The following is a 24,135-nucleotide window of genomic DNA, read 5'->3' as shown; positions in this document are numbered from 1 at the left end:
TCGCCAGCTATTTTTTTGGCAACGCCGGTGACTAACCGACTCTGAGTGTCGATTGTGGATGGCTGGGAGGCATGGCCTGCGCCAGGTCCTCGATCACATCTTCAGGTTCCTCAAGGCCAATACATATGCGCAATAGATTATTTGATATACCAAAGCGCTCCCTTTCTTCGGCAGGGTAACGACAGTGCGTGGTGGTCGCCGGATGAGTGATCATGGTTTGGGCATCACCAATGTTGGTGCAGCGTTTTATCAAACCCAATCGGTCAATAAAAGCCAGGGTGCCGGTCTGGTCAGTATTCAGTCGAAAAGAAATAATCGGACAGTGACCTTTCTGTTGTGAGGTAATCAGAGAGGCATTTGGATGATCTTTGTCGAATGTCGAAATGACCTGTTCAACGGCTGGATGATTTTTTAGCCATTGGTAAATCTCCTGGCTGTTGCGCTCATGTAGCAGCATTCTTGCCTTAAGGGTTTCCAGTCCCTTGCTCAAAACCCATGCGTTGAACGGGCTCATGTTGACCCCCGTGGTTCTGAGGCACAGTCTGAGCCGGTCAATGTGCTCCTGGCTCCCGGCCAATGCTCCGGCGACACAGCGCCCCTGGCCATCCAGAAATTTTCCAGCTGAATGCAATACGATGTCTGCACCAAACTCAACCGGACGCTGAAACACGGGAGTCAGTAGGGTGTTGTCGACGACAAGGAGCGCGTTATTTATCCTGGCGATGTCAGCAAGTTGCCTGAGGTTTGCAATCTCCATCAATGGATTCGTGGGAGTTTCGACAATCACCATCCGGGTAGTGGGCGTCATGTGATCAGACCAGGCATCGAGATCAGATGCCGCAATCGTTGTTGTTGTGATACCAAACTGACCAAAAATATTTTTGAACAAATGGGTTGTGGTGCCAAATATACCGCTGGCCAACAGGACATGATCGCCCTGTCGCAGAAATGTTAGTCCGAGCAACAGATAAGCACCCATGCCAGATGCGACTCCCAGCGCGGCCTCGGTGCCTTCAAGTGCAGCCAGGCGATGTTCAAAAAGCTCTACTCCCGGATTGGTAAATCGGCTGTAGACGTTGCCGGCCTGAGCCCCTGAAAACCGTTGGGCTGCTTCTTCGGCAGAAGCAAAGTCATAAGCGGATGTCATCGCGATTGCTTCGGAATGCATGTCTTCCAGGTAGGTTTTGGATGCGTGTACCGCTTTAGTAACGTATTTCATAACAGACTCCCTTAGGTCTTGGACCCTAACGAATATTACCTGTTTACGTAATTTGCCACCGGCCTAAACAGAGGGACTGTTTTTACCAGTGGCATCATCCTGATAAAAGAACAATGGATCGTGCGAGTGTTATCAGACTCAAAGAGCTAGCGAATTCCTAGGAGCACTTTGAGAATGATAGGTTTACATATTCACGCAACCTCTCAAAACCTTATTTACCCAAGTAATGCCCAATGGGGCACCCTGACTGAGGTTTTTTGAGTGGCGTTTCCTGTCAGCACTAAAGCTGTCTGGATCAGAGGCTCCCATTTATTATTGTTCTGTCACCTGCGTTTGCGGGCGGGTGTGTTGTTGGATCATGGATTGGCTTATCAACTTTTAAGACTCTGCTGATAAATAGCCGCTTCTTTTTTCTGCTGGGTTTGCAGAATCAATGCCGCGAATACAGATACAACGCACATGCCAGCTACGGACAAAGTGACCCATTGATAACTTTGGGTCAAGTCAAATATGACACCTCCGGCCCAAACAGTGATAAAGACTGAAAACTGATGGATGGTAAATAAAAATCCAAAGATTTTGCCTTTGACCTGTGCTCCAAAAATACTCAGACACATGAGCGATGTGATAATCACCGTACCCATATAGCTAAGACCAAAGACGATGCCAAAAGCGATAAATATCGGTGGCGACTGGGTGTTGGTGATCAGCATCAGTGACAGAGCCCTGATGCCATACAAAAACGCAAGGAATAACCCTGGCTTCAGAAACCGCAACAACCATCCAACCCCCAGGGCACCCAGCAACTCCGCCATACCGAGCAGACTTAAGGTAGAAGCAATGGTTTCGCGATTGTTCTCGCTGCCATCAAGACTCTGCTGCATGACCGGGACGAGATGCACATCGATAAAGGCCATGGAAGAACCACAACCTGCAAACGAAATCGCGAGCAGTATAAAAGCGGCACCACTGATTTGCCGATGCAATGATAAACCCGGTGTCAGCTGCGTCTCTGAAGGTGTCGCGACGATGCTGGGCAACGTCCGGTTGAGCAGCAGGAGTGCAGGAATCACGATGACCAGAAACACAGTGCCGATAGCAACACAGACAAGGCTCCAACTGACAAAACCATTAAGCCATACCCATAAAGGGGACAAGACCATAAAACCAATGGCAGTGCCATTGGTAATGGCGGCAAATGCCAAGCCTTTATGCTGTTGTTCGAATATTCTGTCAACCAGTAGACCAAGTGGTACAAAAGTCATGGCGGCCAAAGCATATGCTGCAATCAAGCCGTAAAGTATCAGGAACAGGAAGTAAGATTGAATAAAGCCGAGTAGGAAATATACCAACACTGTTGCCACAGCACCCGATAGAATGGTTTGTATGGCACCATACCGGTCGCATATCCAGCCAACGAGCGGCGACATTAATCCAATGGTCAGCCCAAAGATGGCACCGGTCAGGGCAAAAGTGCCACGGCTGCGACCATACAGTTCTGTCAGATCAACGAAATAAACCTGATAACTGCCTTTGATGGCTGAGGCCAGAAACGTTACCAGAACCCCAACCAGAATCGCCAGAGTCAGTTGATATCGAGACAGATTCAATGTACTGACTCCACCAGATCCAGTTCATTCAGCTTTAAGTGCTCGTAAATACCTTGATACATGGCATAAAAGTATTGGCAGGTACGATCGATAGCATCCAGAGCCTGTTTTTGCATTTCTTCGGTAATACAGAGATCTGTCACCAGTGCCAGTCCTTGTTTGACATGGCCGACATCTTCTTTCTGGTGGACAGAAAAAAACAACAGATCCTCTTCTTTGAGTTGATATATTCGGCCAAGAATGCTGTGTCTGGCTTCTTCTCCCAGGGTTTCCAGATTCTGTCCCTCACTGGCAATCAGTACAGCAGCTGCGGCGATATGATACAGCTCTGGGTTCTGACAGGCGTGCATGCGGTAGTCAATCAGCTGCTGGGTGGCAGGCAAAGGAGTGGCGGCATCCCGCTCGGCGTCTGAAATGCCCAGTGCGCGAATGAAATCGTGCAGCAGTTCTACATGGTTTTTGGTGCGTGATAATGCCCCCGTTTCCTCCTCATACATATTGTGCAACAGGATGCGTTTGTGTTTTTCGATAGGGCAATAAAAATAAATATATTCGATATAAGTCAGAAAGTGTTTGGTTAACTGATAACCTTGAAGCGTGGTGAACTTCAACAGTTCCGGATTAGGGTTGTCGGCATCCATCAAATGTTTGAACAGCGGATTAGCAAGCGTCAAGTGCTTTTCCAGCATTGCCCGCATCTTATGTTTGAATTTTTCTTTGGCCATTAACATAGCCTACTCCCCTTACTCATAATAAAAATGGACTGAATGTTTTGAATGATGAGGTCTGCCTGGTTCTGTTTCGTAACGCAGAACCGATTCAGGCGAGGACAGTTAGATCCCCGGCGGCTTCACCCACATGTTTAAATTTATTCCACAGGTCTTTAACCTGCATATGCATGTAATGGCCGCGATAACTTCTGCCTTTATAACGACAATAGTCCGGTAATATGCCAAAGGTCATAAAGCCTATTTTTGACCAGAGCCTGTGGGCGGCGGAATCTTCTCTGACATCCAGAGTAAAGAGGTCGATCTGGTGCTGAATGGCATAATTGGCAATGTGATACATGGCTTCGCTGAATGCGCTCGTGCCCCGGTAGTTCGGATGGATAAAACCCTTTTGAAGGTCAGCAACGTGTCGTGTAGTGGTTTGGTTGCTCTGTTTTAGAATGCAGGAAAGAATGGCATCGTGTTCAGGGGTTTGGGCAGTGAGTATTTTTATGCTGCCTGCAACCAGTTGGTCATTCAGTGATCGCCGATAGACCTGTAACTCCTGCTCGGTAAAACTATTCTCAAAACCCAGAATGGCGTTATCACCAGAACTCAGCTCGAACAGGTGAATCAGTGAGCGATATATCAGATCCAGCTGTTCCGGTTTTTCCAGGATAGTAAAGGTATATGGTGATCTCATGTTGGCGTGACCTGATACTGCGTTTGGATGTAAGGCCATTATTTAAGGCCTGAGCCCAATATGAAAGTTAAAAAAGCGACAAATATAAGGCAAAAAAGCGATTTCAAATGACCCAAAATTCAATGTTTCGCATGAATCTTTCAGTTAATTTCAGAGCATCTGTCGGTTGCTGGCGTTGTTGGTGAGGGCATGCGGATCAAAATTTTATTACACAATAAAAACAGCTCACGAATTTAGGGTATTAATGATTTGTTACGTTTTACGTTGCTTCAAGCTGATATTCCTTCCGCAGTTATAGGTATCGATCTGGTCCTATAGTGTAAAACAGTATCATTTGTTGCTGTTTTAGTTGTTCCCGACGGGTTATGCAGAAATCTTATGGGAGGCCTTAGTGTAACCCTGGATAACGTGGTGGGTATACAGACATTGGTTTTTTTTGAGAATGGTTGATTATGTTTTTTCTTACCCCCTTAAATGCGTGTAAGATGGTTCTTAAATGCCTGATTTGCATAAAAGTATCGCGCTTTCATGTGAAAATCTTTTCATCTTAAGGCGTTTTGCAAAACAGTAATTGAGGTCTAAAGTTAACTAACGTTATTGGGTTTTTCTTCTGGGTTTTCGCATGAAAATAGGCAATAAACTGATGCTTGGGATCGCAGGGGTTGCTGCCTCTGCTGTTATTATTACTGCAGCAACAATTGGTTGGGGGGCAGTTTCCCGCATAGATGCTGGTCTGACTGAAGCCCGGTTGCAGCAGATGAGTCTATCGCAGGATAGCGCCTCCAGAATGGTACGGAACTTTGTCCAGTCAACCAGTAACCAGATTCTGAGTTTTGCCAATGACAATACTGTTTTAAAGACCATTAAGGTGTTTACTCCGGCATTTGAATCTTATCCAGCACAAGTGGTTCAGAAACTGGATGCTGATACGCTAAAGAAAGATTTCCAATCGTTTTATAACCAGGAATTTTTAACTGCCTATCGACAACAGAATCCCGGTAGTGACTTGGATGTGGCCGGTTTGATGCGACAGATTCCTGAAGAAAGTCTGTACCAGCAAGCCCAATACATTGCCAATAATGATTTTCCTATCGGCCAGAAAGGCAGTCTCGAGTTTGCCGATGACACCACTTTTTATACCCTGTCACATCGTAAATATCATGATCAGTTTCGCCGGTATGCTGAGCGTTTTGGTTTTGATGACATCTATTTGATAGAACCGCAGAATGGCATAGTGGTGTATTCCGTGGCCAAAAAGATTGATTACGCTACGTCTATGAACTCCGGAGTTTTCAAAAACTCCTCACTGGGACAGTTGGTAGAAAGGGCTTTGGCAGGAGTTCCGGGAGAGCTCTATTTTGCTGATTTTCAGCCTTATCTGCCTAACCTCAATTTACCGACCGCTTTTGTCGCGACACAGTTAATCAACAAGAACGATCAAATGATCGGCCTGATCGTATTTCAGTTATCACCTGAGAAGCTCAATAACCTCGTGACCTTTGGCAAGGGATGGGAAAATGCGGGTCTTGGTAAGACCGGTGAAGTCATCATGGTGGGCGGTGATGGATATACCCGTACCTTGCGACGAGGTGCAGTTGAAGATATGGACGGGTATCTGGAGATGCTGCGCCTTAATAATCGGGCTGATGCTACCACCCTTACCACGATTAAGGCTCGGGGTAGTAATGGTGGTCTGGAAAAACTCGATATACGGGCGGTTACTGAGGCACTGGCTGGTCGCTCCGGGTCCATGGAATTCATTTCAACAACGACTGGAGAGAAAACTCTGGTGGGCTACCGGCCCATTGATGTATTCGACCAGCGCTGGGCGGTGTTGGGCGAAATGAAATCAAAAGAAGCGTTTGGTGCAATTGATGCCGTGAAATCGGCGCTGTTATGGATTGCGGTGATTATTGCCTTGGTCCTGATAGCCGGGAGTGCGTTGGTCGGAACATTTTTCGCCAAAATGCTGGTTAAGCCGATCAACAGTACGGTGGCCGCTCTGCAGGATATTGCAGGTGGAGATGGCGACCTGACTGCCCGGCTGGACGAGGCACGAACTGATGAAATAGGAGACTTGGCAGTAGCGTTCAACCAGTTTGTATCGCGTATTCACGATATCGTGGTGCAACTGAGCGGTATTGCCCATTCGCTTGCTCAGTCTACATCGGTGCTGAAAAACACCAGTGATGAAAACCAGCAGCATGTTGAAGAACAAAACCTGCAAACCGACATGGTCAGTACGTCTATTACGGAAATGGCGGCTTCGTTCCAGGAAGTGGCCAATAGTGCGGCGGAGGCGGATCAGCGTTCTCAATCCACTTATCATACCGGACAGGAAAGCCTTGAGATTATGTCTCAGTCTGCAACCTCTGTGTCCACTATGCAGAATCGAATCGGTGAGGCATCCGAGGTGATCAATACCTTGAATGAAGACAGCCAGGCGATCGGTCAGATTCTGGAAATGATTGGTTCCATTGCGGAGCAGACCAATCTGCTGGCTTTGAACGCAGCCATTGAAGCGGCACGTGCCGGAGAACAGGGGCGGGGTTTTGCTGTGGTCGCCGATGAAGTTCGGACCTTGGCAGGGCGCACACAACAGTCCACTGCCGAAATTCAAAGCGTGATCCACCGAATTCAGCAACGGGCCAATGAAGCGGTCACTGCCATCAGTAGCAGTAGCGAAGAAGTCAACAACACGGTGAACTTGTCAGACAAAGCCCGTCATGCATTTGAACAGATTATGGCGGCCATGACCGGTATTCGGGATCTCAACACCAGTATCGCCAGTGCTGTCGAAGAGCAAAGCGCTGTGGCGGATAGTATCAGCGACAGTGTCAATAATATTAAGTCCCTTAATGATCAAACGGTCGAAGGTACTCAGAAGGCCGCAATGGCAATGACCGATCTGAATGAGATGAGCCGACAACTGGAAACGCTGGTCAGTCAGTTCAAAGTTGCCTGAGAGACTGCCAAATTTTAATGCAGTATTTGCAACCGTAATTTGTACATCAATAACCTGCCAGGGCGAGCTGGCTTTCAGTAGAAAGACTGGATTAGCGCCCATCGGCACTGCACTCAACATTGAGCGGATGAACGCCGGTCTCCGCCTGCCATAGTCGTCGTTGTTTTTTCTCGGTTGACCTTCCAGTTGATGGAAGGTCTACAATGCCTTTCAGTTGCAAAAACCGGAGGCGACCATGACAACCGACAGTCTGAACCACTGGATCGTACCCATTAGCGGGCTCAGTTGTGCCAGCTGCGTCAATCGTCTGGAGAAAGTACTCAGAAAGCATCCTGAAGTGCGCCAGGCCAAGGTCAATCTGGCGCTGGAATCTTTGGACGTCGAACTGACTTCAGCAGCCAGTGGCGTGCAATTACGGGAATGGGTACAGGACGCAGGCTTTGATGTACCCGTCAGTACCGAAATGTATGAGCTCGAAAATGTTCATTGCGCGGCGTGTGTGAACAAAATCGAAAAACAGCTTGGCAAACTACCGGGTGTCCAGCGTGCCCAGGTCAATCTGGTGAAATCACAATTGCAGATTGAATATGTGGCTGCACTGACCAGTGCACAAACCATTCGCCAGCGTCTGGCGGCATTGAATTACCCTGTTAAAGATGCGCCGGTTGCAGCTGCTGGATCGGTAAAGACCAGCAGCCCGGTGCTGCATTTCTGGGTGGGTGCAGTGCTGTCACTACCTTTAGTGCTCACTATGATTTTGGATTGGTTGGGGATTCAGGTTGGTATTCCCCATGTGGCACAGTGGCTGCTCGCAACCCCGGTACAGTTCTGGGTCGGAGCACGCTTTTACCGTGGCGCCTGGGCTAATCTCAAACATGCCAGTGCCAATATGGATACGCTGGTGGTGCTGGGAACATCGGCGGCTTACTTCTACAGTCTCTATCTCTGGTTATTCACCTCCAGTCGTCATCTTTACTTCGAGGCATCTGCCGTTGTCATTACTCTGGTGGTACTTGGCAAGCTGCTGGAGCATCGTGCCAAAAACCGTACCGGAGAAGCGATTCGGGCGTTAATGGATCTGCAGCCTGCCCGGGCCAGTGTCTGGCGTGATGGTGAGCTGGTGGAGGTGGCGGTAGCCGATCTTCATATCGGTGATGAAATTCAAATACAACCCGGTGCCAATGTGCCCGCAGATGGTGTGATCATCCGTGGTGAATCAGACCTCAACGAAGCCATGTTAACAGGTGAAAGCCGGGTAATTTTCAAATGCAGTGGTGATATTGTCATGGCCGGTACCCGTAACGAAACCGGGTCTTTACGGGTCCGGATGACCACCGATCCACAGCAGTTTCGAATACGGCAGATTATTCAGCTGGTGGAAAGTGCCCAGATGAACAAGCCCGAAGTACAGAAACAAGTAGACGTAGTTGCCTACTATTTTGTGCCGACAGTCATATTGGTGGCACTGCTGGCGTTTGTGTTGCAATGGTGGTTCAACGACTTCGGCAGTGCTTTGATTGCGGCTGTTTCGGTGCTGGTGATTGCCTGCCCCTGCGCACTTGGGCTTGCGATACCGACCGCCATTATTGCTGCCACAGGAGTGGCAGCGCGTCATGGTGTACTGGTGCGCGATCTCGATCAGTTGCAGCAATTGGTATCTGTCAAAACCGTCGTATTTGATAAAACCGGAACGCTGACTGAAGGTGAGCCAAAAGTTGTGAAAATCCATGAGTTTGCACAATCGCATGCCGACTGGCAGGGGCTGGTCAAGTCGATTCAACAGCAAAGCCAACATCCTTTGGCACGCGCTATGGTGGCATCTCTGACTGACTGTCCGGCGGGTCCTGCTCCGGAAAAAGTGATCAATATCGCCGGAAAAGGCGTGGTCGCTGAATATGCTGGAAAACGGGTGCTGCTGGGCAATGAAGCATTACTTGAAGCCAATGGCATGGGTATTGATGAGATGCATAAACGGTCTGTTGATCAGGAAGCCACTCAAGTCTGGGCGGTAATGGATAACCAACTGACAGCGTGTTTTGAATTGGAAGATCAGCCTCGTGAAGATGCCAGGCAGGTGATTGCGCAGTTGAAGCAGGCTGGGTTAACCACCTGGATGCTGTCAGGGGATCATCGCCAGGCAGCCGAAAAAGCAGCGGCAGCATTAGGCTTGGATGAAGTGGCTGGTGACTTGCAGCCAGATCACAAACACGAAATGGTCAGCAAACTGCGGCAAAAACAAGGGCCGGTCGTCATGGTGGGTGATGGTATCAATGATGCGCCGGCGTTGGCTGCCGCCGATGCCAGTATTGCCATGGGCAGTGGCACGGACATCGCCAAAGACAGTGCCGGTATCGTTCTGATGCGCTCGGACCTGACGCTGATACTAGTGGCGATGGACATTGCCCGCATGACCCGTCGGAAAATCAGCCAGAATCTGTTTTGGGCATTTTTTTACAACGTTGTTGGTATTCCGTTGGCGGCTTTTGGCCTGCTCAGTCCGGTCATTGCCGGTGCCGCCATGGCATTTTCCAGTGTGTCTGTTGTTACCAGCTCCTTAATGTTGCTGCGTTGGCGCGCAAAGGTAAAACCGGAGGTACTCTCATGAAAATCAGTGAAGCGGCCAGGCAGTCAGGTCTGCCGGCTAAAACCATTCGATACTATGAGTCGATCGGGTTGTTCAACAGTGAACGTCAGCAAAATGGCTATCGTGATTATCAGGAAAGAGATGTTAAACAGCTGCGATTTATCAACCGGGCACGACAACTCGGATTCAGTCTGGATGAATGTCGCGGGCTGCTGCAACTGTTCCGGGATCCTCACCGTGCCAGCCGACATGTCAAAGAGCTGGCTGAAAGTCGGATGCATCTGATCGATGAACAAATCGCCAATCTGATGGCCATGAAAGAAACCCTGTCCGGCCTGATCACACAGTGTCCTGGCAATGATGAGTCTGATTGCATCATTTTGGATGAGCTGGCTGATGAAAAGCACTGACCTGATATTTCCATTGCTACTGCTGTTAACAGCTTGCCAGCAACAGAGCTCCTTTCAACCCGATCTGACCGAGCGGGCAGATACTGGTCGCTGGTATAGCTCGGAGCAGGTGGAGTCCGGCAAAAAGCTGTTCGCTGCCAATTGTGCTATTTGTCATGGTGCTAATGCCCAGGCGACTCCCAATTGGAAGACCACTGACAGTAACGGTAATTTTCCACCTCCACCACTGAATGGTAGCGCCCATGCATGGCATCACCCGCTTGCAACCTTGGCAGAGGTCATTGAAGGAGGTGGACAACCGATGGGAGGCATTATGCCCCCGTTTGGGAAAAAACTGACTGAAGACCAAATTCTGGCCGTGATTGCAGGCTTTCAAAGCCACTGGGATCAAGTGACTTATCAAAAGTGGCTGAGCATTGAAAAACAATCCAGACACAGTGAATAACTCTGGATCTGAGATTTGAACAATGTTTAAGGAGGCTCTGAATAATGTTGGTGATTCAGATGGTGCCTAAAACCAACAAATTTGTAATACGACTGTGAGGTGATAATCATGTCAAATGTGGTTGAAATGAATATTGAAGGTGCCGGTTGTCAGAACTGTGTGAATGCGATTGAACAGGCATTGAAGGACGTTGATGGCGTAGCCACTGCCTCTTTTGATCTGGCTAAAGGTATTGCCACGGTAGAGGGAAACGCCGATACCGAACAACTGAAAGCTGCCATCGAGGAGGCCGGATACGAGGTGGTGTGAAAAAAAGCGGTAAACTGACGGACGTGCCTGGCGTGTTAAATATAATCGGCGTGTGATCGATAACAGAAGCTGACACGAGAGAACGTAATGAAGTTTATAACAACCGGTTTTTGCGCCCTGTCTTTAATCTGCGGGATGGCTGTGGCCCACGGCTCAGAGAATGAGCAGGTGAAACAGCGTCAGGATGTGATGGAATCTTATGAAGACTACCTCAAAGCCATTGGCAAAATGTTCCGTGGCCAGAAGGAGTACGATGCTTCTGTGGTAAAAGCCGGTGCAGAACAGATGCGGGATCATAGTGGCAGCTATCTATTGAGCCTGTTCCCCAGTGCCAGTGAAGATAAAGGTTCCCATGCCAAATCTTTGATCTGGGAACAATGGGACGACTTTTCTGATCAGGCAAATGATCTGCAGAAAGCGGCTGCCGGTCTGGCTGCCAATGCCGATACCCTTAAATCAGCCAAAGCCTACTACCGTGAAGTGGCATCCACCTGCAAAGGTTGTCACCGGCCATATAAGAGTCGTTAGGATTTAAAATTCGTCCTGGACGAATTCACTGAATGAGAGACCATCGATGATGAAATCGATGGTCTGACACTCCAAACGGAAGACTTATAAATGCTATCCGCCAAATATCCAGTCAATATTGACCAAATAGAACAGCCACTCGGTTAGACGTACATTTTCCGACCGATTGTGATTTATCAACCGCTTTCTTTTTGATCAGACATCACTCGTTGCCACAAAAACCAAACTCAGTACTGGCTCCGCCTGTCAGTGTTGCGTTCCAGGAGCTTCCCGATGCCGTCAGAATGGTGCCGGTTTGTGACCACTCTGCATTCCACAGGTTGGTAATGGTCACACCAATGTCTTGTTCGATAGTCCAGGTCAGTGGTGAGTCATTTGGGTTGGTTATGGTCATGTTGGCACAATATCCGCCGTCCCAGGAACTGACGATACTGAGAGTTGTTTGCGCTGGTTGCTCAGTGCCGGTATCGCCGCCATTGTCATCCGGTGAGCCATCATCGCCGCCGTTGTCATTGCCTCCATCGTTATAGGCCGGGAATTGTGTGCCGGTATCGATCTCGGTGGTCAGCTGTAATGAGATACCTGCAACTTCAACACTCTGATCCCAAAAATCGGTGATCTTGAAATCGTAGGGGCCGATACCAAACCCGCTTTCAGCCAGAAAATAATTAAAAGGTTTTCTGGGCAGAGTGGTGTAATCGGCTCCTGATCCGCTGATTCGATAGCCGAGAGATTTGATGGGATACAAATGGTCGCGTACCTGCACGGCAGTCCACCATTGGCTTGAACCTTCTTTGAAGTAAAGCTTCATGTTGCCGGCGATGGGGTTGGCAATATAATGCCAGTGAATGGGGATGCGCCCGGCAACCAGTTCGGATATTTCAGCGAAGGCATCTTGGCTGAGATCCACATCTCCTGGAGCGCATTCCGGGCATTGGTCGTCAATTCTGACGGTTACACTGAGACCGGTGTTTTCGTTGGTGACCACGATGACTCCGCCACAGGCTGCTGAGTTGTCGTAGTCGGTTGCATTCATGGCAGCGGTCAGAATATCGTCTGGTGGATCAACATAGCTGCAGTTACCCCCGCCGTCGTAACCATAGAACGTACCCTCGCCATTATGAGTGGAATTGTCCGCCTGAGCACTTGTGAATAATGTTGTGAATAAAAATATGGGAATGAGGTACTGCACTGCGATTCGACTGCTCATATCTGAGCCTCCTTTTCAGTGGGAAAAAGGTGTGGATAACACCTTTTTACAGGCTATCGCAGATATGGAAATTTAACAGTCCAAATAACCCGCTTTGTTGTCTGGTTATCAAATTTGATAACCAGATGTGAGTGTTACGACCTGATTATGATTGCCCGGCTTGGTTTTCTGGATCTGCACGACCCACTAATTTTCCATGATGCTTTTTGACCCAGTCTGATATCTGCTCAATGGTCACCAGCATCCCCGGTACCAGTAACAGGATCAGGACGGTGCCAAACAACAGTCCGAAAACAATCGTAACTGCCATCGGGATAAGAAACTGGGCATCGAACGATGTTTCAAACAACAGCGGAGTCAGGCCCGCAACGGTGGTAATGGATGTCAGTAATACGGCCCGCAGTCGCTGAACTGCTGCCTCGATGGCTGCCTCTTTGACGGCCATGCCCTCGTTTCTCAGACGATGATAAAAACTGATCAGAACAATAGAATCATTGACCACAATGCCACTCAACCCAAACAGCCCAAACAGACTCAACAGACTGACATTCAGGCCCAGCAACCAATGCCCGAACAAGGCACCGGTCAGCCCAAAGGGAATGGCAATAACCACAGCCAGAGGCCATACCCAGCTTTCAAACACCCAGGCCAGAATGCCGTAGATCATTAACATCGCGACCAGTACACCGATCTTCATCTGATTCAGCACTTCCTGTTCATCATTGCGATTGCCTTCTATCGCAGCATCCACATGATATGTGGAGGTCAATTCCGGCAGTACATCGGTTTCCACAGAAGCGAGGATCTGATTGGCATTAGCGATATTGGCATCCACACTGGCGGTCACATCAATCGACAGTTTGCCATCTTCACGATTCAGGGATTCAACACCGCGACGAATTTCCAGGTTCAGGAGAGAACCTATGGGCACCCAATCACCGTTATCGAGCGCGATTGGTAAAGCGGTCAGCATTGCCAGGCTGTTGGCCTGACTTTCCGGTAGCCGGACATAAATATCCAGCTGTTCGCCATCTTCCTGGATGAAGCCAATTTCGCGGCCATTCAGCATGGTTTGCAGACGCGTGGCCAGGGTGGTCAGGTTAAGCCCCAGGCTGCGTGCTGCCGGCGTCAGCGTAAAACGCCATTGCTCGGTACCAAAAGGCAGATCATCGCTGGGGTCGCTAACCCCTTGATACGTCAGGTACTGCTTTTGAAGTTCCAGAGAAGCCTGTTTGAGTGCATCCACGTCGTCGCTCGACAGGCGAATGGTCAGGTCAGCATTGTCGAGGCCCCAGCGTGAACGGCCAAAACTGATTTTTTCGACACCGGCCGGGATCTCCACTTTTTTGCGCCAGTGGCTGACCAGTTCCTGATTGGTATAGGGTCGTTGAGTGTCGCTGATCAATTCAACTTCAATGGAGGCATTTTCGGCTTCGTTGCTTTCACGGTGATTGAGCACCAGGCTTTTAATAAAGTGGTAATTGGTTTCCTGCTCCACAGATTTCAGCTGCGCCACCATGTATTGCAGAAAGTCGTTGATTCTGGTTTGCGAGGTGCCTTCGGCGAACTCGACCGCTACTGACATGCCGGTACCTTCGACATTGGGGGGCAGGTTGACTTTCAAGCGACCGCTGGTCACCAGTGTAATGCTGAGCATGAACGCAACAACGACCAATGCCGCTGTGAGCCAACGATATTCGACAGCACAAGTGGCCAGTGGACGGAAAAAATTATCCCGAAAACGGTTAAAGTTATGATCGACCGCAGCGCGAAAACGACTGGGCTTCTTATGCAGTTTTTTATTGTGGGCCAGATGTCCTGGAAGAATCAGAAAGCACTCTATCAACGAAGCGGTAATGGCGCAGACGACGACATAGGGGATATCGATGAGCAATTCTCCCAAACGGCCTTCCAGCAGCAGTAACGGCATAAAGGCAGCAACAGTTGTCAGGCTGGAGGCCATGACCGGTGGCCACATGCGAATCGCTGATTTGATGGATGCTTCCATAGGGGAAAGCCCACGGGCCTGAAGCACCTGCGTATCCTCACTGACGACAATGGCGTCATCCACAATGATGCCGACCGCGATCATGAACCCGAATAAACTGAGCGCGTTGATCGTAATGCCTATCATGTTCATAAAAATGAATGTCGCCATAAAGGATACCGGAATACCCAGGGCGACCCAGACGGCAATCCGGGTGTTCAGAAAAACAAATAAGATGATCAATACCAGGACCATTCCGGCGATACCGTTTTTCAGAATCAGACCGATGCGTGATTCCAAAAACTGCCAGCGCTCGTTATAAGGCTGGATTTTGATATCAGCGTCATCGGGCAGATTCAGTTCCTTGAGCCAATCGAGGTAAATCTGTGCCGTATCAATGGTGTCTTGGGTCGGGTTTCGGCGCAGGCTGATTTTGACTGCCGGCAGACCTTCATAAGTGATGTATTGATAGTCATCGGTAAACTTGCGAACCACTGTGGCCACATCACCCACTCTGATCATCGCACCGGTGCTGCTGTCGGTTAACACTGGCAGTTGGCTGATTTGGCGGGTATCACGGGCGAGTCCCTGGGCGCGTAACTGAGTGGAAACGTCCGCTTTGCCGGCGATACCGGCGGGTAGATTCTGGTTGTCACTGGACACGGCAGAGCCAAACTGATCCAGAGTCATACCAAGGTCCAGCAGGTTCTCGGCATTGACCAGAATCTCAAAGCGTTCATCCGGGCTGCCTGTCAGGGCAATTTGAGCGATGCCACGTGCGGTCAATTCATCGGCATAAGTACGTGCCCGGGCAATCAGTTCTTCGATGGGTTTGTCACCATAAACCAGCAGGTCGGCGATTGGTTCGAAGCGCTGAGCCCGACGGACCGAAGGTTCATTCACGTCGTCTGGCAATGATACGGATGTTACTGCGTCTTCAATCAGGGTCTGTACGTCACGCAGATCCACGTCTTCATTGACTCGGATAAACAGCCGCACATAGCCTTCTGAGCTGGAGGTTCTGACAGAATCAATGTCAGAAACCGCCAGTACGGCATTTTCGAGCGGGATCGCAATGGCTTCCTGCACATCTTCGGCACTCGCACCACTCCAGGAGGCAGTGACGATGATGGCGTTGAATTCAAAATCCGGAAAGAACTGCCGGTTAATGTTCTGATAAGACCAGAGACCGATAATCAACGTCAGTACCATCAAGCCGTTGGCAGCAATCCGGTGTTGGCCGAGGTGTTCTATCCATCGGCTCATGATGCCTCCTTGACCGGAACGGAGACCTTCAGGCCTCGGCTGGCATTTGGCAAACGAGTCACCAGGATCTGATCTCCAGCTTTGATGTCACTGCTGTCAAAGATGTACCAGGTGTTTCCATCGATCAGCGTTTGTCCGGTCACATTGACTACGGTATCCACCAGCTGTTGCTGTTCTACTTTATAAACCAACTTGTTTTCGTACAGGCTGCTGGCAGGAACTGCGAATACATTATTTTGGGGGGGCAGGACAACGGTCATGGCCTGATGTTCACCCAGGGTGATTGTCACCGGGGTTATGAACCGGAACTTGGCGGCCACTGCACCACCACTGGCCAATGAATCCAGATCGCTTAGCTGAAGGTTGTGTTGTTGCCCGGCCAGATCTGTGAATGCATAGATCTGCTGATTTGCGCTGTTCAGTCCTCTGAGTTGGTTGACCGGAATTTTGGTTTCCAGGCCCAGCAGGCTGTCATCGTAGATGGTAATCAAGGGTTCACCCTGGCTGATTTCATCGCCAAGGGTCACAGCAATTGAGGCGATAACGCCGTCAAATGGTGCTTCAATGGTGGCATCTTTGAGCTGTGATTGAAGCTCCTCAACCGCCAGCTGTTGTTCGTTCTTCTGAGTGATCAGTTGTGCCATTTCATCTGCCTGACGCGCCACAGCCAGTTGCTGGGATTGCACCGATTTGAGCTGGTTTTGATATGCCATCAACGTGGCTTCATAGTCATTGGAGCTCGATAGCTGCAGGTTATTCAGGTTTTCATAACGTTTGACCGATGCTGCCTGTATGGCCAGCAGTTTTTCTTCGATCTGCAGGCTCTTCTGATCTGCCTCGGCCTGCAGCTTTTGCAGGCGAATCTGGGCATCAATACTGGATAACTGGTTTTGGGCCTGTTTCAGGCTGCGCTGGAGGTCATCATCGTCCAGCTTCAGCAGCAGTTGGCCTGCTTTTACCCGCTGGCCGGCATTGACCTCCAGCTGAGTCACTTCACTCGATAGTCTGGATAGAATATTGCGCTGCTGATAGGAAAACGTCTTACCAAACAGTATGAGCTGGGCAGACCAGCTGTCCGGCCATATTGTCATGGTTTCCACCGTTGCTGAGGTGGTGGCACCAAAGCGACCGCCACGGCCGCTAAAACCACTGCCACGCTTGGTTTGACTGCTTTCATTGTTCTGCTGCTGCAGTTTTGCCAGGAAGGCTTTTTGTTCTTCAGGGGTCATTTTTTCAAGTTTTGCTTTCTGCGCGTCCGTCAGCTCTGGAGCAACCACTGTCGTCGCATTGGAAGAGGTAACCCTCTTAGCGGTGCTGGCTGTCTGATTCAGCCAGAATACGACCAAAACACCCACCAGGATGACAGTCAGGGGAATTGCAAATTTATACACCACCGGTTTCATATGAGATCCTGAAAAAATTAATCCGTCGTAGCTGGAACAAGCGCTTAAACTTCAAACTACCCAATTCTTGAGGATTCGTATACGGTTTACAAAATAGAGACTTGCATCCGTCATGATATTTATGAAATCTTGGCAGTTCAGGAAGAACATCAAATCTATGATCAAAGGAGTGAGCAGTGAGTCTTGCCGTTGTCCATACCCGTGCCAAAGTCGGCATTGAAGCACCATTAGTGACCGTGGAGGTCCACCTGTCTAACGGTCTGCCTGGCCTGACTATGGTTGGGCTGCCGGAAACGGCAGTAAAGGAAAGCCGTGATCGGGTGCGCTCTGCCATTCTGAATGCGCATTTTGAATTCCCGCAGCGACGCATTACTGTAAATCTGGCGCCGGCAGATCTGCCTAAAGAGGGTGGTCGCTTTGATCTGGCGATTGCGCTGGGCATTCTGGTGGCGTCCGGGCAGGTACCGGGTAAAGATCTGGAAACCTGTGAAGTGCTGGGCGAGCTGGCGCTGACCGGTGAACTGAGGCCGGTGCAGGGGGCATTACCGGCCTCAATGGCGGCAATAGAATGTCAACGCGTTTTAGTGGTACCGCTGCAGAATACCGAAGAAGCCTGCCTGCCCGATCAGGCGCAAGTGTATGGGGCCGGTCACTTGCTGGATGTCTGTGCTCATTTGTCAGGCCAGCAGCGTTTGAGTTTGTATGAAAAGCAGCAAACATCGAGTGCGCTGCCCGATGCCGACCTGATGGATATCAGTGATGTCAAAGGCCAGCAGGCGGCTAAGCGAGCGCTGGAAGTAGCGGCTGCCGGGCGTCACAATTTACTGTTTTATGGCCCTCCCGGTACCGGTAAAACGTTATTGGCCAGTCGCTTGCCAGGTATTCTGCCGACCATGTCCGATCAGGAGATGCTGGAGGTGGCCGCCGTCTATTCGATTTCCGGTCAGCATCAACATCATTATCGTTTACGGCCATTTCGGGCCCCCCATCATACGGCTTCTGGAGTGGCGTTGGTGGGAGGCGGATGTGAAATATAACAATAGATGCGACAATATAATAATAAATGCGATAGACTGGCATTTTTATTACTCATGAAGTAGTCGTCCCTATTGCAGTATTGACGGCAACCGGTCTATTTGAGGTTTCAATGCCAATACAGCTCCCTGGAAGAATTCTACGCACCAATCCCAGCCCAAGACTTGTTGATTCACTTGCTGATCTAAATGGCAATATGGTCGCATGGTGGTATTGTGGGCTATATAAGAATCAAAAAGCGCAATCACAACCTTTAGCGCTGGTCGCTTTTCGAGAGCTTGGCAAGTCAGGCGATTTATCAGACCAGCTTACATATCGTAGAGTACCAATAACTGCTCTTGGCCAAGTCAGACATGGAAGTATATGGTCTGGGGGCATGTGCCATGGGGTGCACGAATTTGAGACAGAGACATTTCAGGTGGATTTCCTTCAGGGTGGGTGGAAGTTCACGTCATTCAATCAAGCCTATGAAGAAGAAAGAACTTCTCCATTCCCAAATGAAATATATCCACTTAAATACGACAGGGATAGAAACTGGCTGATTCAGTTCTTTTTGCCTGATGATGGAACGCTTGTTATACCCTGCCTGGAGTTTTTTACTCGCTGTTACGGCTATTCTGGAGAATTAAGACGTATTTTAATGACCTATCCCTGGGAAGGGACCGGTGGATGTGAGGATAGAATATTCTGTCCAATTGATGAGAAGGAAGAGCAAGGTAAATGGAAAATCAAACTGTCAAGGGACCTTCGAAATGGTGATGCTATATTTGCGGCACATGCTAAATATGATGGCTACACAAAGTTTGCAGCTAAGGAAATCTACTCCAGGTTGGAGTCTTCATTTGATCCATACTTTAAAAAGCCTTCGTTTATTCGCATAGGTCCTTGGTTTCGTGGGCCAGCACTTATTAAAGTTAGAGGCATAAGCTTTAATAGTGGAAAATCTTTCTTAGGTCTTCAAATTGTGGGCAGTAGTGATCCTGGTGGAGTCCCCATTATCCGCGATAGGGTGAATCGCAATAACGCTGAAACACCAGCCGGTCCCGATGCTCCTGGCAATGCTTGGCATGGTGCTCCAAATCGACAAGTATGGCCTTCTGCAGAAATATTAGACTTAACTGCATATCAAGAACCTGACCATGGTAGTGCAACTGTAGATGTTGAAGACCCTGAATTTGAGGTATTAGGTGAACCGCGGATTGTTCATACTCATATGGATCAACAAGCGCAAGATACAGGGGGTCCATCTGTTGAGTCATCTGACACGACTACGGTTTCAGCAGGAGAACCCCATGGAGATAAAAAGGGCATTGATAGAGCATCAATTCATTCTCGCCCAGTCATGGAATCTCATGGCACTCTCCGGGATATGTGGAATGCCATGCTTTATCTTTCAAAAAAATTACCGGAAACAATTACGTCTGTCGAATGGTTCTCCTTTTCTGAAGGCTTTCAAAAGGATGAAGAGCCACACTTGATTGCATTGGAAGCGTTTGCCTCAAAAGATGATGTTGATAAAACTACTCGAAGTTGGCCTTATATGGATCCCAAGACTCAAAAAGATAATAGAGGCATACTTGTAGCTCGTATTAACTGCTTAGGAAAGCATATTTATATCGTTGAAATACAGCGTCGTCTGACTAGAAAGAAAAATAAGAAAGGAGAATTTGTTGATAAAGAAACCTACAGAGGACTTGTATTTATATTGAATGATAATATTGATGATGATAAGCGTGATAAATGGATTCGATTTATCCAGTCAGAAGTCCGTAAGGTAAGAGGAGTTGTGCAAAAACTCACGAAATATTGTCCTGGCAAGGCTGCATCTTTTAAGCATAACCCATCTAGCAGGGATACAATTTCTTGTGAAGGTACATTGGGAAATGCACTCGAAAAAATGGGTATTATGCTAACGAGATAAAACTAAATAACTCACTATGCGAAAATATTGTTAGGGCGGTTAATAACTAAAAAGGCTGGATGGGTTATACAAGGTTAATAGATTGAAAGAGCATATCACTTTACGGAAGTACACGAAATCGAATGTTAAAAGAGCTGGAAAAATATTATCCAATCCTGAAAGAAGGTCAAATCCCGCTGATTTTAACTGGGCGATGGATGTATTGTCATGGTGGCGTTACCAACATGAGCAACCACTAGAGAAGGCTTACAAGCTTTTGCAAAAAGTAGCAGCAAAGAAACAACCGGATTCTATTTTGGCCAAGCGATTGAAGAGGGAAGAATCAATAACCAAAAAACTATCTCGTTTTCCTGATATGATGCTTACAAATATGCAAGATATTGGTGGGTGTCGAGTGATTTTATCAACCGTGAAGAAGGTCGATAAAATAAATCGAGAACTCAGGAAGTGCAAAGAATTTAAGGATGCAAATGGTAGAGTTAAAGTTAACGATTACATCACTAATCCGAAGCCAGACGGTTATAGAGGCTATCATCTGAAAGGAAGCTTTCCAGGGTCTGAAGATCAAAGTTTTCGGATTGAGATCCAAGTTCGAACGAAGCTGCAACATAGTTGGGCGACAGCCTTGGAGATAGTAGATCTGTTTACTGGCCAGGCGTTAAAATCCAACGATGGAGACAAACAGTGGCAAGAGTTTTTCAAACTAGTTAGCCAACAATTCGCAGTCATGGAAAAGATTTCTAGGTTTGATCAAATATCGAATGAACTCAAATTCGCCAAGTATTCTGAAACGATAATAAGAGATAGCTCTGCCCTCTCTGATTGTGGAGAGTGTCAAAGATTATCGAAGTCTCTTGATGTAATGAATAAATTTAATGCCTATGCAAATTCACTAGTAATGGCTGACAAGCATATTAAGGCATCCAGAATCGAAGGATTTGTATTAGTAGACGTAACGATTGATAACCTTGATAACCGTAAAAAAGGAACTGTTCGCACCACGATATTCTCAGAAGACGAATCTGCTCAAGCAGAAAATGAATATATTAAACGCGAGAAGGAAGCGTCAGAACAAAATAAAGGTAGCTTGGTTGCATTAGTATCTTCAACAGCCGTGGGAGGAATTAAAGAAGCATATCCTAATTTTTTTGCAGATACGACTCTATTTATGCAGCATTTGGTTTTTATAAATGGGATCCAGAATTACAAACTTAGAGATAAATTTATCAAAATGCTGTGGCCATTTAATCAAAGTTAACATTGTAATTAAAATGCTGTGACGTATCTTTGCTATGGATAATATATATACCACCGCCCTGTTTCCTGGCGGTATATAAAGCTATGTCGGATTTTTTGAACCTTTTCCATTTTAGTATCTAGTATTTTGGGGTGATAAACTCGGTCCTTATTTGATATGCTGTCAGGTAGGTTGTTACCATGATTGTCATGATTCCTGTTAATGCATTTTTTCATTATCTATAAATACTGGGCCTGTATTCTAAATAAGGGAACTGGCATTTAGAATTTTGGAGGACATTGTTGTCTCTGGTATCGCTGTACAGTATGTTCGTCACTATGAATCTTCACAGCGTTTATCAAATGTACAGTCATGGATTTTTTGTCTACAGATAGTGTTTCCTCCCGTATATCATCCGGGTTATTTGGGAAAGCTCTTGTTTGAGCATTGTCAGCTTCAAGAGGTGTTATTTCCAAAACACTATAGGAACGTTCTGGACCTTCATCGGTAGGAATGTAAGTGTCTGCCCGAAGTTCTGTACCTTCCGGGAAGTCAAGTCGCTTACATCTGGCTGCTTTATAAAACAAAACAACATTAAAACCATTACCACCTACTTGCACGGATGGGTATAGAATTCCGTCAATGGGAACTTTACCTTCTGTTGCTAAAAAATCTGACACTGCTTGTGTTGGTAAATATTCAAGCAATTGATTATTTGGCATGACTGGTCTAGCAATGTGGTTAGTGAGCGTTCTCAAAAACGTCATTCGACTTAGTCGATTTGCAAACGCTTGATCAAAAATGCTACCAGTTTCATGAACATCATTTAGAGCTGTAAGATCAAGTAATCTTATTGGTCGGGTAATTTCAAAACGTACTGTTGCGACTTGACTGCCAACAGGAGGTCTTACCTCCGCTAGTGCTACTTCAACAGATGTTGCGCCATAAAACACGGAGATTCCCTGTGCATTCATACGGCCGGCACCTGCTAACCTAGAGGGTGGTGCTCCGAGTTCTATATCGGGCCGAATCATTGCAGGTATGAGTTCATCGTCAGACTGGAACACTCTTGCCCTAAATAAATGGGTATATCGCGAATGAGGACCAGCACTAATGATAAGCGGTTGGCCGGATTCAGTATGCATTTCATCGATAGTATCGAATAATTCACTCAATTGAGCTGAGGCAGTCCTACTAAAAAAGCGAGCTTCATATTTGACCGTTTTTTCAAACTGTTGCCACTTTATATACCATTCTCCGCTGTCGGGCATACTTTCAATGTAATGAGCATCTGAATCAAATTCGCATTCTTCACCCATAGCTGCGCTATCAAAATCGGAATGCCGGTTTTCCAGAATTTTTTGAATATCCTCGGCTGCTTCATACGGTATATCTGCAGCAGCTCCGATCACATCTATAGTAGAATCTCCTTGGCGTTCCCAAGAATAGTTAAAATCTTCATCCCTCATCATTGCATATTCGAATGAGTCGGGTTCAGTAGAAGTTCGTATATAATGTTTCTCAAATGCCTGCTCAATATGGTTTGCCATATCTTCCAAGGAGATTGTGAAGCCTTCCTCTGCACAATAAGAACACCGGCCTTTCTGTCTACTTTTTTCAACCAGGTTCTTCAGAAAACTCTCACCAATACACTGAGAACAAATGTTTTGATTGTCTACTTCTTCAGCTTCATATGACTGCATGCTAACTTCCTAGAGGAATTAACAATTTAAGGTTTGCACAAACTTTCACAAGGAATGCCATCTTTATTTCGATCTAATGAACTTAAGCCACATTGATTCAGATAATACTTTGCTTGCGCACACGACTTCATCTGTGAACAGGTATGTATTTCGGGTTGACACTGATTTTCATCAGAGGAAGAAGTTAAGGTCTGTTCTTCCTCTGATATCTTCTCAACAGTGCAGTCAGTGCTTACATAGCAGTTTGAATTTCCTTGTATGTTCAAGATACGAGTATTTAGCTGCTTTTCATCCTCATCTACTGGATCCAGTTTAGACCAGGCATCAAATAATTGTGTTTGCTGTCGACTGATCTTGAGACCATATCGGTCACGCATATAAAAATAGATTCGGGCAACGTCTCCCTGCCGATCCTCAGGTGGCTCAGCTCGATGACTTTTAAAGTCAACTTCAAAGTTGCACTGGCCATATGCCCTTGGTTCTCCTTGAATGATACCGTAACGGAAATTGGATCGATCACCATTGAGTTCTCCTACGGCAGGCACCAAATTGTGTAGGTCTGACTCCATGATATTGAAATAATGGTCAGTGCTCGTACATCGTGCTCGACCACCGTTTTGCCAGCATTGCCGTTGATGTCCAAATTCCCACGCTGGAACCACATGCTCCCATTCCAATCTTGCTCCTCGTTCCGGCTGTTTGCGTGGCTGATAACCACAATTACTTGGGAGTATAGTGTTATCCTTAAAGTCGCAACCGCAGTAAAATGTTTGGTGCTCATCGGCGTGGATGGATGAGGCAATCTTCTTTGCTTCGCTAAATGAGTTTGCATGCTCTGCAAAAGCAAACGTTGTGGCAGAAATTAAACAGCCTGTCAGAAGAAGTTTTTGCAT

18 protein-coding genes are annotated in these 24,135 nt (G+C 47.6%); 9 read left to right on the top strand and 9 right to left on the bottom strand.

The window, feature by feature from the left end; genetic code table 11:
* Nucleotides 1-31 precede the first annotated feature (31 nt).
* From ACQY6I_RS23385 to ACQY6I_RS23370, 4 genes are all read right to left on the bottom strand, one after another.
* A complete protein-coding gene (locus ACQY6I_RS23385; protein ID WP_428244021.1) occupies nucleotides 32-1,219 on the bottom strand; it encodes an aminotransferase class I/II-fold pyridoxal phosphate-dependent enzyme in 1,188 nt (395 codons plus the stop codon).
* A gap of 371 nt (nucleotides 1,220-1,590) precedes the next feature.
* Nucleotides 1,591-2,829: an MFS transporter gene (locus ACQY6I_RS23380; RefSeq protein ID WP_428244020.1), complete on the bottom strand. Its 1,239-nt coding sequence runs from the start codon at nucleotides 2,827-2,829 to the stop codon at nucleotides 1,591-1,593.
* Nucleotides 2,826-3,560, bottom strand: coding sequence for a TenA family transcriptional regulator (locus ACQY6I_RS23375; RefSeq protein WP_428244019.1), 735 nt, complete (start codon nucleotides 3,558-3,560; stop codon nucleotides 2,826-2,828). The genes ACQY6I_RS23380 and ACQY6I_RS23375 overlap by 4 nt, the downstream gene beginning before the upstream one ends.
* Nucleotides 3,561-3,648: 88 nt before the next feature.
* A complete protein-coding gene (locus ACQY6I_RS23370) occupies nucleotides 3,649-4,239 on the bottom strand; it encodes a GNAT family N-acetyltransferase (RefSeq protein ID WP_428244018.1) in 591 nt (196 codons plus the stop codon).
* A gap of 622 nt (nucleotides 4,240-4,861) precedes the next feature.
* Between ACQY6I_RS23370 and ACQY6I_RS23365 the strand changes: the two genes are divergently transcribed.
* From ACQY6I_RS23365 to ACQY6I_RS23340, 6 genes are all read left to right on the top strand, one after another.
* Entirely contained in the window at nucleotides 4,862-7,204 is a 2,343-nt protein-coding gene (locus ACQY6I_RS23365; protein WP_428244017.1) for a methyl-accepting chemotaxis protein, read from the top strand.
* A 235-nt stretch (nucleotides 7,205-7,439) separates the two neighbouring features.
* Nucleotides 7,440-9,809: a heavy metal translocating P-type ATPase gene (locus tag ACQY6I_RS23360; protein ID WP_428244016.1), complete on the top strand. Its 2,370-nt coding sequence runs from the start codon at nucleotides 7,440-7,442 to the stop codon at nucleotides 9,807-9,809.
* On the top strand, nucleotides 9,806-10,198 hold the full coding sequence (gene cueR / locus ACQY6I_RS23355; RefSeq protein WP_428244015.1) for a Cu(I)-responsive transcriptional regulator: 393 nt from the start codon (nucleotides 9,806-9,808) through the stop codon (nucleotides 10,196-10,198). The genes ACQY6I_RS23360 and cueR overlap by 4 nt, the downstream gene beginning before the upstream one ends.
* On the top strand, nucleotides 10,185-10,643 hold the full coding sequence (locus ACQY6I_RS23350) for a c-type cytochrome (protein ID WP_428244013.1): 459 nt from the start codon (nucleotides 10,185-10,187) through the stop codon (nucleotides 10,641-10,643). The genes cueR and ACQY6I_RS23350 overlap by 14 nt, the downstream gene beginning before the upstream one ends.
* 108 nt (nucleotides 10,644-10,751) lie before the next feature.
* Nucleotides 10,752-10,952: a heavy-metal-associated domain-containing protein gene (locus tag ACQY6I_RS23345; RefSeq protein WP_428244012.1), complete on the top strand. Its 201-nt coding sequence runs from the start codon at nucleotides 10,752-10,754 to the stop codon at nucleotides 10,950-10,952.
* An 87-nt stretch (nucleotides 10,953-11,039) separates the two neighbouring features.
* On the top strand, nucleotides 11,040-11,480 hold the full coding sequence (locus tag ACQY6I_RS23340; protein ID WP_428244011.1) for a c-type cytochrome: 441 nt from the start codon (nucleotides 11,040-11,042) through the stop codon (nucleotides 11,478-11,480).
* A 202-nt stretch (nucleotides 11,481-11,682) separates the two neighbouring features.
* Here ACQY6I_RS23340 and ACQY6I_RS23335 read toward each other — a convergent pair whose 3' ends face one another.
* The 3 genes from ACQY6I_RS23335 to ACQY6I_RS23325 all read right to left on the bottom strand — a co-directional run bounded on the left by ACQY6I_RS23335 (nucleotide 11,683) and on the right by ACQY6I_RS23325 (nucleotide 17,346).
* Complete coding sequence (locus ACQY6I_RS23335; protein WP_428244010.1) at nucleotides 11,683-12,690, bottom strand: expansin EXLX1 family cellulose-binding protein; 1,008 nt, start codon at nucleotides 12,688-12,690, stop codon at nucleotides 11,683-11,685.
* Between the two features lie 145 nt (nucleotides 12,691-12,835).
* Nucleotides 12,836-15,943: an efflux RND transporter permease subunit gene (locus tag ACQY6I_RS23330; protein ID WP_428244009.1), complete on the bottom strand. Its 3,108-nt coding sequence runs from the start codon at nucleotides 15,941-15,943 to the stop codon at nucleotides 12,836-12,838.
* On the bottom strand, nucleotides 15,940-17,346 hold the full coding sequence (locus tag ACQY6I_RS23325) for an efflux RND transporter periplasmic adaptor subunit (protein ID WP_428244007.1): 1,407 nt from the start codon (nucleotides 17,344-17,346) through the stop codon (nucleotides 15,940-15,942). Before ACQY6I_RS23325 ends, ACQY6I_RS23330 begins: the two co-directional genes overlap by 4 nt.
* Nucleotides 17,347-17,522: 176 nt before the next feature.
* Between ACQY6I_RS23325 and ACQY6I_RS23320 the strand changes: the two genes are divergently transcribed.
* From ACQY6I_RS23320 to ACQY6I_RS23310, 3 genes are all read left to right on the top strand, one after another.
* A complete protein-coding gene (locus ACQY6I_RS23320; protein WP_428244006.1) occupies nucleotides 17,523-18,383 on the top strand; it encodes a YifB family Mg chelatase-like AAA ATPase in 861 nt (286 codons plus the stop codon).
* Between the two features lie 110 nt (nucleotides 18,384-18,493).
* Entirely contained in the window at nucleotides 18,494-20,302 is a 1,809-nt protein-coding gene (locus tag ACQY6I_RS23315) for a hypothetical protein (protein WP_428244005.1), read from the top strand.
* Nucleotides 20,303-20,384: 82 nt separating this feature from the next.
* Nucleotides 20,385-21,560: a RelA/SpoT domain-containing protein gene (locus ACQY6I_RS23310; RefSeq protein WP_428244004.1), complete on the top strand. Its 1,176-nt coding sequence runs from the start codon at nucleotides 20,385-20,387 to the stop codon at nucleotides 21,558-21,560.
* A 260-nt stretch (nucleotides 21,561-21,820) separates the two neighbouring features.
* Here ACQY6I_RS23310 and ACQY6I_RS23305 read toward each other — a convergent pair whose 3' ends face one another.
* Nucleotides 21,821-23,242, bottom strand: a complete 1,422-nt coding sequence (locus ACQY6I_RS23305; protein WP_428244003.1) for an RES domain-containing protein — start codon at nucleotides 23,240-23,242, stop codon at nucleotides 21,821-21,823.
* A 26-nt stretch (nucleotides 23,243-23,268) separates the two neighbouring features.
* Nucleotides 23,269-24,135, bottom strand: a complete 867-nt coding sequence (locus ACQY6I_RS23300) for an endonuclease (protein ID WP_428244002.1) — start codon at nucleotides 24,133-24,135, stop codon at nucleotides 23,269-23,271.

This window comes from Gynuella sp., from assembly GCF_050297175.1.
Classification (GTDB): Bacteria; Pseudomonadota; Gammaproteobacteria; order Pseudomonadales; family Natronospirillaceae; genus Gynuella.
Note: the sequence above shows the minus strand (reverse complement) of the source record. Positions and strands in the feature narration are given on the sequence as shown.